This window comes from Streptomyces wuyuanensis (assembly GCF_900103455.1).
Taxonomy (GTDB): Bacteria; Actinomycetota; Actinomycetes; order Streptomycetales; family Streptomycetaceae; genus Streptomyces; species Streptomyces wuyuanensis.
The window spans coordinates 177,827-193,216 of record NZ_FNHI01000001.1 but is presented as its reverse complement, the minus strand read 5'-3'; the positions used below and the strand labels follow the sequence as shown (position 1 = coordinate 193,216).

Below are 15,390 nucleotides of genomic sequence, written 5' to 3'. Positions count from 1 at the left end.
ATGCGGTCCGTGGAACTTGAGCACCGGTCGTCGACGACCGGCCCGCACGAGGCGTACGAGAGGATCCGCGACTTCGCGCGCTACCCGGACCTGGTGGACACGGTGCGCGAGGTCACCGTCCATCCGGGCGAACCGGGCGGCCCGGTGCGCAGCGACTGGGAGGTGAACTTCCGCAACGGCGTCCTCGGCTGGACCGAGGAGGACGTCTTCGACGACGAGGGCCTGACGATCTCGTTCACCCAGACCGACGGCGACTTCGAGGAGTTCAGCGGCCGCTGGGAGGTCACGGCGGACGGGCCCACGGGTTGCGCCGTACGGTTCACGGCGCGGTTCGACTTCGGGCTGCCCAGCCTCGCGGGCATCATCGACCCGGTGGCCGAGCGCGTGCTCCGCGAGAACATACGCCTGGTGCTCACCTCGCTCCTCGGCGCCGCGGCCGTTCCGCCGGAACCCGCAACGGCCGCCGGCGCAGCCGTGGCGCCGGTCCGGCACGTCCAGGCGGAACGGATCGCCTGATGGACGCGGCCAACCGCTTCGAATCCACCGTGACGTACCGGCTGCTGCGCGCCGAGTACTGCGTCGGCCTCGCCATCAGCGCCGGCCTGTTCCTCGCCCACCTCGACGAGGTGCGCTGGCCGGTCGCGATCGCGATGTTCGCCTACATCGACCTCATCGGCTACCTCCCGGGAGCGATCGCGCACCGCAGGGCGCGCGGCGGCGCGACACCCCGCGTCTACTACGTCCTCTACAACACCATGCACAGCTGGCTGACCGCCGGCGCAGTGGTGGCGCTGTGGTCGTGGCTGGTGCGCCCGGAGTGGGCCCTCCTGGCCGTCCCCATCCATCTGTGCGGCGACCGCGGGCTCCTCGGCAACTTCCTCAAGCCGTTCTCGGTCCCCTTCGAGCCCGCCCCGCACCCGGCGTTCACCGCCTTCACGGCCGAGGTGGCCGCCGGCGCGGGAAGCCGCCGATGAACACCGCATCGCGGACGGAGGCCGCTCTCGGACTGCTGCGCAGCCACGCCGACCACCCCAGCGCCTTCCTGGCGTTGAACGACGGCACGTCCCACCATCTCGGGCGCGTTGCGTCGGGGCTGATCGCCCACCGGACCGGCCGCCGGCACGCGGTCCAGTTCGGCGGCCCGTTCGCCCCGCCGGCCGAACGGGACGCGCTGCTCGACGAGTTCCTCGGCGGGCTGGCCGCGGGCCCGGGGCGCCGGCGGCTCACCGCAGTGCAGCTCCGCCGCGACGACATCGGCCCTTACGCGGCGCGCGGCTTCGCCGTCAACCAGATCGGCAGCTCGTACAGCGTCGACCTGCGGCGGTTCACCCTCGGCGGCAAGGCCCTCGCCAAGATCCGGCAGAACGTCTCCCGCGCCCGGCGCGAGGGCGTTCGGGTCACCGAGGTGACCGGGGACGACGTACGCGGCCGCGCGGAACTCGACGCCATCGACGCCGAATGGCTGCGGTCCAAGGGCCGTCATGTGAAGGAGCTGACCTTCCTCGTCGGCGAGCGCGGAGGGCCCGGTGCACCGCTGAGGCGCACGTTCCTCGCCCGGCACGAGGACCGCACCGTCGCGTACATCACCTACTCGCCGGTCTGGGGCAGCAGACCGGGAATGCTGTACGACCTCACCCGCAGGTCGACGGCCGCTCCGGTCGGCACCATCGAACTGGTCAACCTCACCGCCCTCCAGCGCTTCCAGGAGGAGGGCGCGGGCTGGCTCCACCTCGGTTTCACGCCCTTCGCCGGTCTGGACCCGGCCCACGAGCCGGACTGCTCGTCGAGGACGCTGAGCCGCATCGTCGGTCAGCTCGGCGAGCACGGCCGCGTCGTCTACCCGGCGCGCAGCCAGGAGGCGTTCAAGCGGAAGTGGGCGCCGCACGTGGTCGAGCCCGAGTACGCCGCCTTCCAGGGCGGCGCGCGGCTTCCGGCCGTCTGGAACCTGCTGCGCGTCACCGGCGCCGTCTGACCGGACCGCGCCGGCCGCTCCCCGCCATTCCCCACCCACGAACGGAGACGACCATGACGACCGCCCCGATCCCCGCGGAAGCCGACTGGGACAACGCCCCCGGTGTCCTCGAAGGCGCCCGCTCACTGGAATTGACGCCGCAGCAGTGCAATCTGCCCTACTGGCTGGAGCACGTGGCGGGCGGGATGCTGCGCCGCCTGTCCGACGGCAGCGTCCCGGACCCCGCCCCGACACCGGCGGTCACGGCTCCCGGCCCCTTGCGGGACGCCCTGCTGGACGAGTTCTGCTTCCGGCACATCGCCGAGGAGAAGGCCACCCGCGCCCTGTCCTTCCTCGTGTTCCACGCCCCGGACGGCGACTGCCTGGAGTTCTTCTCCACCCAGCTCATCGACGAGGCGCGCCATGCCCGGGCCTTCCGGGACCACTTGCTGCGGGTCGGCGTACCGGCGTCGGAACTCGCGGCCACGGTCGAGAAGACGGCGGGTGCGGCGTCGGCCGCCGTCCTGGACCCGCTGGAGGAGTTCGGCCTGCGCGTCCTCCGGGACAGCGGTGACTTCTACGGAGGCGTCCTGGTGCTGACCGTGCTGGTGGAGGGTGTCCTCGCACCGGCCGCCGAGCTCAGCGAACGCAAGTGGCGGCCGCTCGACCCCGCCGCCGCGCTGGTCGAGCGCGGCGCCAACATGGACGAGATCCGGCACCTTGCGGTCGGCAGCGCCGTCGTACGCCGGTATCTGTCGGAACATCCGCACGAGCGGGCCCGGTTGCAGGAGATCATCGAGGAGGGACGCCGGCTGTGGGAGGAGCTTCCCATGGTGGAATTGCTGTTCCGGCGGGAGTCGCTCTTCCAGCAGGGCCTGTCGGAGCACGGTCATCTGGTCGGCGACTACGAGATCTGGCCCGGCCGGCGCCTGGTCGACACGGGGATCGAGGAGCGTATGGAGGCGGCGGAACGATGGTCACGGGAGACCCAGGAGCAGCGGCTCGCGTACATGCTCCTGGGCGGGGGGCAGCGGTGAGCGAGGCCCCCGACCTCATCGAGGTACCGCTCGAGGACACGACGGCACGGCTCGTCGGCCGGGTGACGGAGCCGGCCGGGGAGCCGCTGGCCGTGGTCCTGTTGTGGCCGGCGCTCGGTGTGACGGCCTCGTACTACGACCCGTTCTGCTCGGAACTCGCGGAACGCGGCATCGCCGTCGTCGCCGCGGATCTGCGCGGCCAGGGTGCGAGCCGTCCCCGAGCGGGCCGGTCGTCCCGGGACGGATACCAGGATCTGGCCGCGGTGGACTGGCCGGCGATGGTCGCGGCGGTCCGGGAGCGCTTCCCCTCCGTCCCGCTCCATCTGCTCGGGCACAGCATCGGGGGCCAGGCGTCGGTGCTCTACGCGGCGCGGGAGCCGAAGGGCGTGGACGGCCTGCTGTTCGTGGCGGCCGGTTCCGTCGACCACCGCGGCTTTCCGGGGATTCACGGGGTGCGCATTCTGCTCAGCACGCAACTCGTGGCGCTGATCGGCACGGTGTGGGGCTACTTCCCGGGCCACCGCCTCGGCTTCGGCGGGCGCCAGCCGGCCCGCCGGATGAGGGACTGGGCCCGTATCTGCCGCACCGGCCGGTTCAGGCCGTCCGGCGCGGACGTCGACTACGAGGCCCTGCTCCCCCAGGTCCGCCTCCCGGTCCTGGCGATCTCCGTCGAGGGAGACGACCTGGCACCGGTCACGGCGGTGGACCGCCTCTGCGCCAAACTGCCGGGAGCCTCGGTCGACCGCTGGCACTACGCCCCCGCGGAAGGCCCCGCCCCGGGCCACATCCGCTGGGCCCGCTCCGGCGCCGACCTCGCGGCGCGCATCCACACCTGGATCACCTCGCGCTGACCCCGTACGCGGGCCGGTCGGCGTTCGCGAGCCACGACATCGACCGCGCAGTCGCGGACGATCTCCATGAACGCCAGCGCCCCGGCGGACTCGCCGGGGGCCGGGGTGATGGCGTCGATCCGGAGCGTCGGACGGGCGTCATGTGCGATCGCCCCGACGGGATCGACGACTCCCGGGGCGTCGTCGGCGCCCTCCTCGACGGGCAGCCAGCTCCTCGGAGCCGCCGTCGCACTCCCCTTTGTCGACGGTGAGCAGCGGCGGCATCGGGGCCCCCACCGGAGGTGGTCGACGGGGGCCCGGTCAGGTGCCAGGAGCTGGGTCCCGTGACTCACAGCCGGGGGAAACTCCCGCGGCCATGGCTGCGTACGCGGCACGGGCAACGCCGGGTCGCCGACGTCATCGCCGTATGCGAGGACTCGCGGCCACTCGGCCGCCTGAAGTCGGGCCAACTGCCGTGTGAATCGCCAACGGTCAGTGGACGAGCGGGGTGGAGCGGAGCTGTGCCGCCCAGGCCCGCAGGTGGGTGGTGTTGCCTTTGTGCCCGCCGTGGAAGGTGATGACCGGCCGGCCGAGCTGAGGTGCCCACGCCCTGGGCGGCCTGGTAGTCGAACACCGCAGTCGGTCGTCACACCCCGCTCCGGCCACCAGGGCGGTGGTCTCACAGCTCGATGGGGTGGCCTCCTGCCGTCAGAAGCTCATCAGGCCCGGCGCCGCAGGCATCAGAGCTGCGTCAACCCTGCTCGCCCCCACACCGACGGGGACCACTCTGGGGTGAACGGGCGCGCGTGCGGCTTCGGCCGAGGAGTCGGGTGGGCCCACCGATCTCAGGGTGTGTTGCTGTGGGCATGGATGCCGTCGGAATGGCCGTCTCTCTTCTGCCCGTACTTGTTCTCGCGACCGTCGTTCTTGTCCGGCTGCCGCTGCGGCGCGGTCGCCGGCGCCCGCCGTGCGCATGATCCAGAGCACTGCGGCATATGGATGCCGTTAAGGGGGCCTTCGGAGGCGTAAGGGCGTCGTCAACGGGGGTCGGTTTCGCGCCAGGGTGCGCTTTTCTCGTGGTGTCCGTTCCTCTCGAACCTCTTCTAGGAGCATGCGATGGCCGACGTGGCCTTCGTCGTCACCACGATCGCGGTGTTCGCGCTGGTGGTCCTCATCGCCAAGGGGGTGGCGAAGCTGTGACCGCCGAGAACATCATCGGCCTCGTCGTGGCCGTCGCCCTGCTGGGCTACCTCGTGCTCGCCCTCGTCAAGCCGGAGAGGTTCTGAGTACGGATATGAGCCCCGTTCTTGCTGACGTGCTCCAGGTCTCCGCGCTGATCGTCGCGCTCGCCCTCGTACACCGCCCCCTCGGCGACTACATGGCCGCCGTCTTCTCCTCCGGCAAGCACCTCCGGGTGGAGAAGTGGATCTACCGCGCTGTCGGAGCCAACCCCGACACGGAGATGCGCTGGCCGGCCTACCTGCGCGGCGTGCTGGCGTTCTCCGCCGTGAGCGTGCTGTTCCTCTACCTGATCCTGCGGATACAGAACGGCCTTCCGGGGTCGCTCGGTTTCGCGGCGATCACACCGGACCAGGCGTTCAACACGGCCGCCTCGTTCGTGTCCAACACGAACTGGCAGTCGTACTCGGGTGAGTCGTCCATGGGCCACGTCGCCCAGACCACCGGTCTCGCCGTGCAGAACTTCGCCTCGGCCGCCGTCGGCATCGCCGTCGCGGTCGCGCTGGTCCGTGGCTTCGCCCGGTCCCGCACCGGTGAACTGGGCAACTTCTGGGCCGACCTGGTCCGCGGTACCGTCCGCATCCTGATCCCGATCTCCGTGGTCGCCGCTGTCCTGCTGGTCGCCGCGGGCGCCGTCCAGAACTTCGCCGGCATCCACGAGCTGACCACTGTCACCGGGCAGACGCAGTCCATCAGCCCCGGCGCTGTCGCCTCCCAGGAGGCCATCAAGGACCTGGGCACGAACGGCGGCGGCTACTTCAACGCCAACTCGTCGCACCCCTTCGAGAACCCCAACGGCTTTTCGAACCTCCTGACGATCTTCCTGCTGCTCGTCATCCCGTTCTCGCTGCCGCGCACCTTCGGCAGGATGGTCGGAAGCGTCCGGCAGGGTTACGCGATCGTCGGCGCGATGGCCACGATCTGGTTCGTCGGCGTGGTCCTGGTGACCTGGCTGGAGTTCGCCCACCCGGGCACCGCCTCGCAGCTCGCGGGCGGCGCGATGGAGGGCAAGGAACAGCGCTTCGGCGAGGGCGCCTCGTCGCTGTTCGCGGTCTCCACGACCATGACCTCGACCGGTTCCGTGAACTCCTTCCACGACTCCTTCGGCGGTCTGTCCGGTGGCGTGCTGCTGCTCGGCATGATGCTGGGCGAGATCGCGCCCGGCGGTGTCGGCTCCGGCCTCTACGGCATGCTGATCATGGCTGTTGTCGCCGTGTTCGTCGCCGGCCTGATGGTCGGCCGTACCCCGGAGTACCTGGGCAAGAAGATCGGCACCCGCGAGATGAAGTACGCGGCCTGCTACATCCTCGTCACCCCGGCCCTCGTCCTGATCGGCACCGCCGTCGCGATGGCGACCGGTAACGGCGAGTCGTCGATGACGAACACCGGCGCGCACGGCTTCTCCGAGGTGCTGTACGCCTACACCTCCGCCTCGAACAACAACGGTTCGGCCTTCGCCGGCTTCGGCGCGAACACCGGGTTCCACAACACGGCACTCGGCCTGTGCATGCTGCTCGGCCGGTTCCTGCCGATGGTGTTCGTCCTCGCGCTCGCAGGCTCGCTCGCCGAGCAGAAGCCCGTCCCCGAGACCGCGGGCACGCTGCGTACCGAGAAGCCGCTGTTCACCGGCCTCCTGGTCGGCACGATCATGATCATCACCGGTCTGACGTTCTTCCCGGCCCTCGCGCTGGGCCCGCTCGCCGAAGGGCTCGCGGCATGACCACCGACGTAGCGAAGCAGGACGCTGTGCCCCAGAAGACGACGGTCACTCCGACACTGGCCCCCCACACCGACGGCCCGTCCGGGCGCAAGGAACCGGCAGGCCGGGTCGGCGGGGGCCTGTTCGACCCCGAGCAGCTGGTGAAGTCCCTGCCGGACGCGCTGCGCAAGCTCGACCCGCGCGTGATGGTCAAGTCGCCGGTCATGTTCGTGGTTCTGGTCGGCTCGGTGGTCACCACCGTGCTCGCGGTCAAGAACCCGGGCGACTGGTTCGGCTGGGCGATCACCGCCTGGCTCTGGCTCACCACGATCTTCGCCAACCTGGCCGAGGCCGTCGCCGAGGGCCGCGGCAAGGCGCAGGCCGACACCCTGCGCAAGGCCAAGACCGACACGGTCGCCCGCCGCATCATCGGCGAGGACGAGGAGCGGGTCCCCGGCACCGGGCTGAAGATCGGTGACCTGGTGGTCTGCGAGGCCGGCGACATCATCCCCGGCGACGGTGACGTCGTCGAGGGCGTCGCGTCCGTGGACGAGTCCGCCATCACCGGCGAATCGGCCCCGGTCATCCGCGAGTCCGGCGGCGACCGTTCGGCCGTGACCGGCGGAACGAAGGTCCTCTCCGACCGGATCGTCATCAAGATCACGACGAAGCCCGGCGAGACGTTCATCGACCGGATGATCAACCTGGTCGAGGGCGCGGCGCGGCAGAAGACCCCCAACGAGATCGCCCTCAACATCCTGCTGGCGTCCCTCACCATCGTGTTCCTGCTCGCCGTCGTCACCCTGAAGCCCTTCGCGATCTACGCCGGTGCCGACCAGCAGACGTCGTTGATCGTCCTGACGGCCCTGCTCGTCTGCCTCATCCCGACGACCATCGGCGCGCTGCTCTCCGCGATCGGCATCGCGGGTATGGACCGACTGGTCCAGCGCAACGTCCTCGCGATGTCCGGGCGTGCGGTCGAGGCCGCCGGTGACGTGTCGACGCTGCTGCTCGACAAGACCGGCACCATCACCCTGGGCAACCGCCAGGCCGCCGAGTTCGTGCCCGTACGCGGTACGACCGAGGCCGAGGTCGCCGACGCCGCCCAGCTCTCCTCGCTGGCCGACGAGACCCCCGAGGGCCGCTCGATCGTCGTCCTCGCCAAGGAGATGTACGGGCTGCGCGAGCGCCACCAGGGCGAACTGGCCCACGCCGCGTGGATCGCCTTCACGGCGCAGACTCGTATGTCGGGTGTGGATGTCGACGGCCGTCAGGTCCGTAAAGGCGCCACCGGTTCGGTCGTGGCCTGGGTCGAGGAGCAGGGCGGCACCGTCGCCCCCGACGCCCGTGAGCTGACCGACCGCATCTCGCAGGCCGGCGGCACGCCGCTGCTCGTCGCCGCCAAGGACGACAAGGGTGCCCGTGTCCTCGGTGTCGTCCACCTGAAGGACGTCGTCAAGGAGGGCATGCGGGAGCGGTTCGACGAGCTGCGCCGCATGGGCATCAAGACGATCATGATCACGGGCGACAACCCGCTGACCGCCAAGGCCATCGCCGAGGAGGCGGGCGTCGACGACTTCCTGGCCGAGGCCACGCCCGAGGACAAGATGGCGCTCATCAAGCGCGAGCAGGCCGGCGGCAAGCTCGTGGCGATGACCGGCGACGGCACGAACGACGCCCCGGCGCTCGCCCAGGCGGACGTCGGCGTGGCGATGAACACGGGCACGTCGGCCGCGAAGGAGGCCGGCAACATGGTCGACCTCGACTCGAACCCGACCAAGCTCATCGAGATCGTCGAGATCGGCAAGCAGCTCCTCATCACCCGAGGCGCGCTGACCACCTTCTCCATCGCCAACGACGTCGCGAAGTACTTCGCGATCATCCCGGCGATGTTCGCGGTGGCCTACCCGTCGCTGGACAAGCTCAACATCATGGGCCTGGCCTCGCCCGAGTCCGCGATCCTCTCCGCGGTCGTCTTCAACGCACTGATCATCCTCGCCCTCGTCCCGCTCGCCCTGAAGGGCGTGCGCTACCGGCCGACCAGCGCGGACAAGATGCTCCGCCGGAACCTGGGCCTGTACGGCCTCGGCGGCCTCGTCGCCCCGTTCATCGGGATCAAGCTCATCGACCTGCTCATCTCCCTCATCCCCGGAATCGGCTGATCGGCTATGAACAACTCCGTAGCGAACACGGGACGCCTGGCCTGGGCCGCGCTGCGCATGCTGCTCGTCCTCACGGTCGTGACCGGCGTCCTCTACCCCCTCGCGGTCACCGGCATCGCCCAGGGCCTCTTCAACGACAAGGCCAACGGCTCGATCGTGAAGGCCGATGGCAGGGAGGTCGGCTCCGAGCTCATCGGCCAGACCTGGAACATCAGGGGCACGGAGAACCCGGACCCGAAGTGGTTCCAGCCGCGCCCGTCCAACAGCGGCTACGACCCGCTGGCCACCGGCTCCAGCCAGCTCGGCGCCTCCGACGCCAAGCTCACCAAGATGGTCGGCGACGCGAAGAAGCAGGTCGCCTCCTTCAACGGCGTACCGGAGTCCGAGGTCCCCAAGGACGCGGTCACCGGCTCGGCCTCCGCGATCGACCCGCACATCTCCCCGGAGTACGCGGAGATCCAGATCAAGCGGGTCGCCAAGGCCAACGGGCTGTCCGAGCAGCAGGTCACGAAGCTGGTCGACGATCACACCGAGGGCCGCACCGCCGGCTTCCTCGGCGAGCCGCACATCAACGTCCTCAGGCTCAACCTCGCGCTGAAGGACCTGGCCGCCCACTGACGGTCCCGTCGGCAGGCCGCTGGGAACCGCCGGGCCGGGACTCCACCCGCCCGGCGGTTCCCGTACCCGCCGACGGATCCTTGAACGAGGAGACGACAAGAAAGGTGGCACCCTCAATGACCCGGTCCTGGTGGTCGAGGACGAACCGCCGCCCGTGGCCCTGACGGTCAACCTCCGGGCGCGCGCGTACGAGGTGGACGCGGCCCCCGACGGCACCACCGCACCACGGCTTGCCGCCGAGCGCAGACGGCCCCTCCCACCCGCGCTACCTGATCACGGAACCGGGGATGGGCCACCGCTTCGAAGGCTGAGTGGCGCTCGCCCAGGGCAGGCCGTGGAATCGTCCGCGCCGGCCACGGAACCATCTGCTTCGACACGAAAGATCGCACCCATGGGACGCGGAAAGCTTCGGATCTACCTCGGCGCGGCGCCGGGCGTCGGCAAGACGTACGCGATGCTCTCCGAGGCCCACCGCCGTGTCGAGCGGGGCACGGACTGTGTGGTCGCCTTCGTCGAGCACCACGACCGGCCGCGCACGGAGGTCATGCTGCACGGCCTGGAGCAGATTCCCCGCCGCGAGCTCGAGTACCGGGGAACCGTCTTCACCGAGATGGACGTCGACGCCGTCCTGGCCCGCCGTCCGGCCGTCGCCCTGGTGGACGAGCTCCCGCACACCAACATCCCCGGCTCGCGCAACAGCAAGCGCTGGCAGGACGTCGAGGACCTCCTCGCGGCCGGCATCGACGTCATATCGACGGCGAACATCCAGCACCTGGAGTCACTCGGCGACGTCGTCGAGTCGATAACCGGCGTACGGCAGAAGGAGACCGTCCCCGACGAGGTCGTCCGCCGCGCGGACCAGATCGAACTCGTCGACATGTCGCCGGAGGCGTTGCGGCGGCGGATGGCACACGGGAACATCTACAAGCCGGACAAGATCGACGCCGCCCTGTCCAACTACTTCCGGCCCGGCAACCTCACCGCCCTGCGCGAGCTGGCGCTGCTGTGGGTGGCCGACCGAGTCGACGAGTACCTCAACCAGTACCGCTCGGACCACGGGGTCTCCGCGATCTGGGGGTCCCGGGAGCGAATCGTCGTCGGCCTCACCGGCGGTCCCGAGGGCCGGACCCTGATCCGCCGGGCCGCCCGGCTGGCCGAGAAGGGCGCGGGCGGCGAGGTGCTGGCCGTCTACATCGCCCGCAGCGACGGTCTTACCTCGGCCTCGCCGAAGGAGCTTGCGGTCCAGCGGACCCTTGTCGAGGACCTCGGCGGAACGTTCCACCACGTCATAGGCGAGGACATCCCCTCCGCGCTGCTGGAGTTCGCCCGCGGGGTGAACGCCACCCAGATCGTGCTGGGCGCGAGCCGCCGCCGTTCGTGGCAGTACGTGTTCGGGCCCGGGGTAAGCGCCACCGTGGCCCGTGAGTCGGGCCCCGACCTGGACGTCCACATCGTCACGCACGACGCGGTCGGCCAGGGCCGGGGGCTGCCCAGACGGCAGCGCAGCCGCCTCGGAGGCCCGCGCCTCGTGGCGGGCTGGCTGGTCGGCGTCGCCGGGCCGCTCCTGCTCACCCTGGTGCTGACGTCGACGGGCGGCGGGACGGGGCTGGCCAACGAGATGCAGCTCTTCATGGCCGTGACCGTCGCGGCGGCGCTGCTGGGCGGGATGTGGCCGGCGCTCGCCTCGGCCACCGTCGGCTCACTGCTCCTGAACTGGTACTTCACGCCCCCCGTCCACACGTGGACCATCGCCGACCCCGAGAACATCTTCGCCTTCTTCGTCTTCTTCGCCGTCGCGGCGTCCGTGGCCTCGGTCGTCGGTCTCGCGGCGCGCCGCACCCAGCAGGCAGCCCGGCTGCGGGCGGAGTCCGAGACCCTGTTCCTGCTCGCGGGCAGTGTGCTGCGCGGCGACACCAGCCTGGAGACGCTGCTCGACCGGGTGCGGGAGACCTTCGCCATGGAGTCCGTCGCCCTGCTCAAGCGCACCAGCGACGTCGAGCCGTGGACCTGCGTGGGCAGTGTCGGCCAGGCCCGTCCGGTCGCCCGGCCCGAGGACGCCGACGTCGACATGCCCGTCAACGACCGTCTGGCCCTGGCCCTTACCGGCCGGGTCCTGCCCGCCGAGGACCGTCGTGTCCTGGGCGCCTTCGCCTCCCAGGCCGCCGTCGTCCTGGACCGTCAGCGACTGGTGGGCGAGGCGGCCGAGGCCAGGAAGCTCGCAGAGGGCAACAAGATCCGTACCGCCCTGCTCGCCGCCGTCAGCCACGACCTGCGCACCCCGCTGGCCGGCATCAAGGCCGCCGTCACCTCGCTGCGCGCCGACGACGTCGAATGGTCGGAGGAGGACCGGGCCGAGTTGCTGGTCGGCATCGAGGAGGGCACCGACCGTCTTGATCACCTGGTCGGGAATCTCCTCGACATGTCCCGGCTGCAGACAGGGACGGTCATGCCGGTGTTCCGCGAGACCGACGTCGACGAGGTCGTGCCGATGGCGCTGGGCGGCGTACCGGAGGACAGCGTCGCCCTGGACATCCCGGAGACCCTGCCGATGGTCACGGTGGACCGGGGCCTGCTGGAGCGGGCCGTGGCCAACATCGTCGAGAACGCCGTCAAGTACACCCCGTCCGGCACCCCGGTCCTGGTGGCCGCCAGCGCGATCGGCGACCGGGTGGAACTGCGCGTCGTCGACCGCGGGCCCGGTATCCCCGACGAGGCCAAGGACGCCGTCTTCGAGCCGTTCCAGAGGTACGGCGACGCGCCTCGCGGCGCCGGTGTCGGGCTCGGCCTCGCGGTCGCGCGGGGGTTCGTGGAGGCCATGGGCGGCACCGTCGGCGCCGAGGACACTCCCGGCGGAGGTCTGACGATGGTGATCGCCCTCCCGAAGTCAGCGGCCCATCAGCCGGTCCGCCCCGAGCTTCCGGCTGATGCGACCACCTGAGCCGACGACCGGGTCGGCCGTGGCCGTGGCCCGTGCCGGTCTCAGCTCATCTCGGCGAACGTCTCCACCGCACGGGTCTTGCCGGTGACGATGACGACATCCCCCTTGGCGACCACCGTCTCGGCGGTCGCATGGGTGAAGTCCTCACCACGCCGCTTGATCCCGACGACCGTCACCCCGTGCTTGCTGCGCACGCCGCTCTGGCTGAGCGGAACGCCTGTGACGCTGTCCGGGGCAACGGTCTTCACCAGGGCGTAGTCGTCGTCGAACTCGATGAAGTCGAGCATCCGGCCCGTCACCAGGTGGGCCACCCGCTCGCCCATCTCGTGCTCGGGCAGAACGACGTGGTGGACGCCGAGCCGCTCCAGGATCTGGCCGTGCTGGCGGCTGATCGCCTTCGCCCAGATGTTGGGGACGTTCTCCTCCAGGAGGTTGGAGGCGATCAGGATGCTGGCCTCCATGTCCGTGCCGATACCGACGACCGCGCTGGTGAACTCGTGCACGCCGAGCTGCCGCAGCACCTCCGGGTCGGTGCAGTCGGCGACCGCGGAGTGCGTGAGTGTATCGCTGTGGCGCTGGACGAGCGCGGGGTCGGTGTCGATTCCGAGCACGTCCCAGCCGCGCCGGGTCAGTTCCAGGGCCAGGGAGCTGCCGAAGCGGCCCAGACCGATCACCGCCACACGCTGGTCGCTCATCTCCGGGTACTGGGCGGCGAGCCGCTTGCGGCGGCGCCGGCGAAGGGAGTGCAGATAGTTACCCAATGACAGGTCGCTCCTCGGGAAGCTGGTAGCGGCGGGTCCGCTCGCGCAGGGCGAGGGCCGAGACCAGAGTGACCGGACCGAGCCGGCCGACGAACATCAGCAGGATCAGCACCAACTGTCCGGAATCCGGGAAGTCGGCCGTGATGCCGGTGGACAGACCGACGGTGCCGAACGCGGACACCGCCTCGAACAGGACGGCTTCCATCGGGGCCGAGGACACCGTGAGCAGGGCGAGCGTGGCACCGATCACCAGTCCCACGGCCAGCAGAGCGACGGTCAGCGCCTGGCGCAGCACGTGGGGGGCCAGACGCCTGCCCATGACGCTGGAGTTCGGCTCGCCCCGCACCTCCGCCCAGATCGCGGCGGCCAGGACCGCGAACGTGGTCACCTTGATGCCGCCGGCCGTACCGGCGCTGCCGCCGCCGATGAACATCAGCGTGCAGGTCATCAGCAGTGTGGAGGCGTGCATGGCGCCGATGTCGACGGCGTTGAACCCGGCCGTGCGGCTCATCGCGGAGTGGAAGAACCCGTTGAGGAACTTCTCGTCCCAGTCGAACCGCCCCAGAGTCCCGGGGTTGGTCCACTCCAGCAGGCAGGTGAGCACCGTGCCGGTCAGCAGCAGCGCGACGGTGGTCACCAGCGTCATCCGCGTGTGCAACGACCAGGTGCGCCGGCCGGTGAGCCTCCGGCGCGTGCGGTGCCGCAGCAGTTCCAGCAGGACGGGAAAGCCGAGCCCGCCGAGGATGACCGCCAGGGCGATGGGCAGCGTCACCCAGGGGTCCTGCGCGTACGGGGTGAGGCTGTCGACGTGCAGGCCGAAGCCCGCGTTGTTGAAGGCGGAGACGGCGTGGAAGAGCCCCGAGTACGCCGCGTCGGCGATGGACTGGTCGTAGCCGAACCGGAAGCGCAGCGCGAGCCAGGCCCCCACGGCGAGTTCCACGGCGAGCGTGGTTCCCGCGACGCCGAGCAGGACGCGGCGTACGTCGCCGATCCCCAGGCTCTTCGTCTCCGCCTGGGCCGTCAACTGCATCCGCAGCCGCAGCTTGCCCGAGACCAGCAGCGCGAGAAGCGAGGCCATGGTCATGATGCCGAAGCCGCCGACCTGGATCAGCGCGAGGATCACGCCCTCGCCGAACCCGCTCCAGTACGTGCCGGTGTCCACCACGACCAGACCGGTCACGCACACTGCGGAGGTGGACGTGAACAGGGCCGTCACGAACCCGGTCGCCGCGCCCTCCTCCGAGGACACCGGCAGTGTCAGCAGAAACGCGCCCAGCAGGATCACCGCGCCGAAGGCCATGACCAGGGTCCGGGCCGGGTGCACGGCGAACAGCGACCGCCGCACTCTCGTCAGCTGCCCAGCCACCCGCCGGCCTCCCTCGGTTCACCGCTCCATGGCCGGGGGGCGTATCGAACCCGTCAACGAACCGGCGGCGGTCACCCTACCTCGGCGCCCCGGACCGGGCAGCGGGCGGCACGAGGTACCCGTCCGAGCGACTCTCAGAACCTCCCCGGCCGCATCACGGCGGCGGCCAGATAGCCGACGAGGGACACGGCCACGATCAGCCCGACCCAGTTCTCCTCGCTCATGAGCGATCAACTCCCTTTGCTGCCGACTGCCCCACCCGAATCCGTCCCGCTCAGGAAACCGCGCGCGCCACCGCACCGGGGTGCGTTGACGTCCTCCTTCCGCCGGAGCGGGCGATTCTGACGCCGCATTGACGCGTTCGGCATGATCCGTCGGATCGCCGTCAAAGCCGTACGCGAAGGGCGGACCGCGCACCGGGAAGCCCGTATGCTCCCTCTCGGCCGACGGATGTCCTCAGAGGTTCGCCGATCCTGCGGCGCGCAGGGCTTGGTCTTTTCGGCCAGCCGGCCCACCAGGCTGATCGCCCGGACCCCGACGGGGTTTCGCGTTCCCCACCAGTGAGACGCGGCCGGGGTGGGCGCCCCTCTTACCTCGGGAGAGCGGTGTCCGCCCCACCGGGCTCGGGCGACGCCGGGGAGCGCGGGGACGGGACGGGCCTTGGACACAGGCCCGAAGTCCAGCCGAGCGATACGTCCTTCACGTGGCTGTCCTTGCTTGCTTGGAGCGGGAGCGGCCTCGTGTCGCACGCCGAGCGCCAGAGTCGGCCGGTGGGATTCCACGTGGCCA

General features: G+C 70.6%; 13 protein-coding genes. 10 read left to right on the top strand and 3 right to left on the bottom strand.

The window, feature by feature from the left end; translation table 11 throughout:
* From BLT82_RS00790 to BLT82_RS00740, 10 genes are all read left to right on the top strand, one after another.
* Entirely contained in the window at positions 1 to 516 is a 516-nt protein-coding gene (locus BLT82_RS00790; RefSeq protein WP_093651796.1) for a type II toxin-antitoxin system RatA family toxin, read from the top strand.
* A complete protein-coding gene (locus BLT82_RS00785; RefSeq protein WP_093651795.1) occupies positions 516 to 974 on the top strand; it encodes a hypothetical protein in 459 nt (152 codons plus the stop codon). Before BLT82_RS00790 ends, BLT82_RS00785 begins: the two co-directional genes overlap by 1 nt.
* Positions 971 to 1,972 carry a DUF2156 domain-containing protein gene (locus BLT82_RS00780; RefSeq protein WP_093651794.1) on the top strand — a complete coding sequence of 334 codons (1,002 nt, stop codon included), beginning with the start codon at positions 971 to 973 and terminating at the stop codon, positions 1,970 to 1,972. The genes BLT82_RS00785 and BLT82_RS00780 overlap by 4 nt, the downstream gene beginning before the upstream one ends.
* A 53-nt stretch (positions 1,973 to 2,025) precedes the next feature.
* Positions 2,026 to 2,988, top strand: coding sequence for a VlmB-like protein (locus tag BLT82_RS00775; protein ID WP_093651793.1), 963 nt, complete (start codon positions 2,026 to 2,028; stop codon positions 2,986 to 2,988).
* Positions 2,985 to 3,839 (top strand): alpha/beta hydrolase family protein, encoded by an 855-nt coding sequence (locus tag BLT82_RS00770; RefSeq protein ID WP_167745929.1) that lies wholly within the window; start codon positions 2,985 to 2,987, stop codon positions 3,837 to 3,839. The genes BLT82_RS00775 and BLT82_RS00770 overlap by 4 nt, the downstream gene beginning before the upstream one ends.
* 1,175 nt (positions 3,840 to 5,014) lie before the next feature.
* Positions 5,015 to 5,104, top strand: a complete 90-nt coding sequence (gene kdpF / locus BLT82_RS00760; protein WP_019888110.1) for a K(+)-transporting ATPase subunit F — start codon at positions 5,015 to 5,017, stop codon at positions 5,102 to 5,104.
* 8 nt (positions 5,105 to 5,112) lie between these two features.
* Complete coding sequence (gene kdpA, locus BLT82_RS00755; protein WP_093651790.1) at positions 5,113 to 6,777, top strand: potassium-transporting ATPase subunit KdpA; 1,665 nt, start codon at positions 5,113 to 5,115, stop codon at positions 6,775 to 6,777.
* On the top strand, positions 6,774 to 8,918 hold the full coding sequence (kdpB, locus tag BLT82_RS00750; protein WP_093651789.1) for a potassium-transporting ATPase subunit KdpB: 2,145 nt from the start codon (positions 6,774 to 6,776) through the stop codon (positions 8,916 to 8,918). The genes kdpA and kdpB overlap by 4 nt, the downstream gene beginning before the upstream one ends.
* 6 nt (positions 8,919 to 8,924) lie before the next feature.
* Positions 8,925 to 9,536 carry a potassium-transporting ATPase subunit KdpC gene (kdpC, locus tag BLT82_RS00745; protein ID WP_093651788.1) on the top strand — a complete coding sequence of 204 codons (612 nt, stop codon included), beginning with the start codon at positions 8,925 to 8,927 and terminating at the stop codon, positions 9,534 to 9,536.
* A gap of 391 nt (positions 9,537 to 9,927) precedes the next feature.
* On the top strand, positions 9,928 to 12,474 hold the full coding sequence (locus BLT82_RS00740; protein ID WP_093652200.1) for a sensor histidine kinase: 2,547 nt from the start codon (positions 9,928 to 9,930) through the stop codon (positions 12,472 to 12,474).
* A 41-nt stretch (positions 12,475 to 12,515) separates the two neighbouring features.
* Here BLT82_RS00740 and BLT82_RS00735 read toward each other — a convergent pair whose 3' ends face one another.
* The 3 genes from BLT82_RS00735 to BLT82_RS00725 form a co-directional block, all read right to left on the bottom strand.
* Complete coding sequence (locus tag BLT82_RS00735; protein WP_208867622.1) at positions 12,516 to 13,235, bottom strand: potassium channel family protein; 720 nt, start codon at positions 13,233 to 13,235, stop codon at positions 12,516 to 12,518.
* Positions 13,228 to 14,601: a TrkH family potassium uptake protein gene (locus BLT82_RS00730; protein ID WP_093651787.1), complete on the bottom strand. Its 1,374-nt coding sequence runs from the start codon at positions 14,599 to 14,601 to the stop codon at positions 13,228 to 13,230. The genes BLT82_RS00735 and BLT82_RS00730 overlap by 8 nt, the downstream gene beginning before the upstream one ends.
* Before the next feature lie 134 nt (positions 14,602 to 14,735).
* Positions 14,736 to 14,825: a potassium-transporting ATPase subunit F gene (locus tag BLT82_RS00725; protein ID WP_093651786.1), complete on the bottom strand. Its 90-nt coding sequence runs from the start codon at positions 14,823 to 14,825 to the stop codon at positions 14,736 to 14,738.
* Between the last annotated feature and the right edge of the window lie 565 nt (positions 14,826 to 15,390).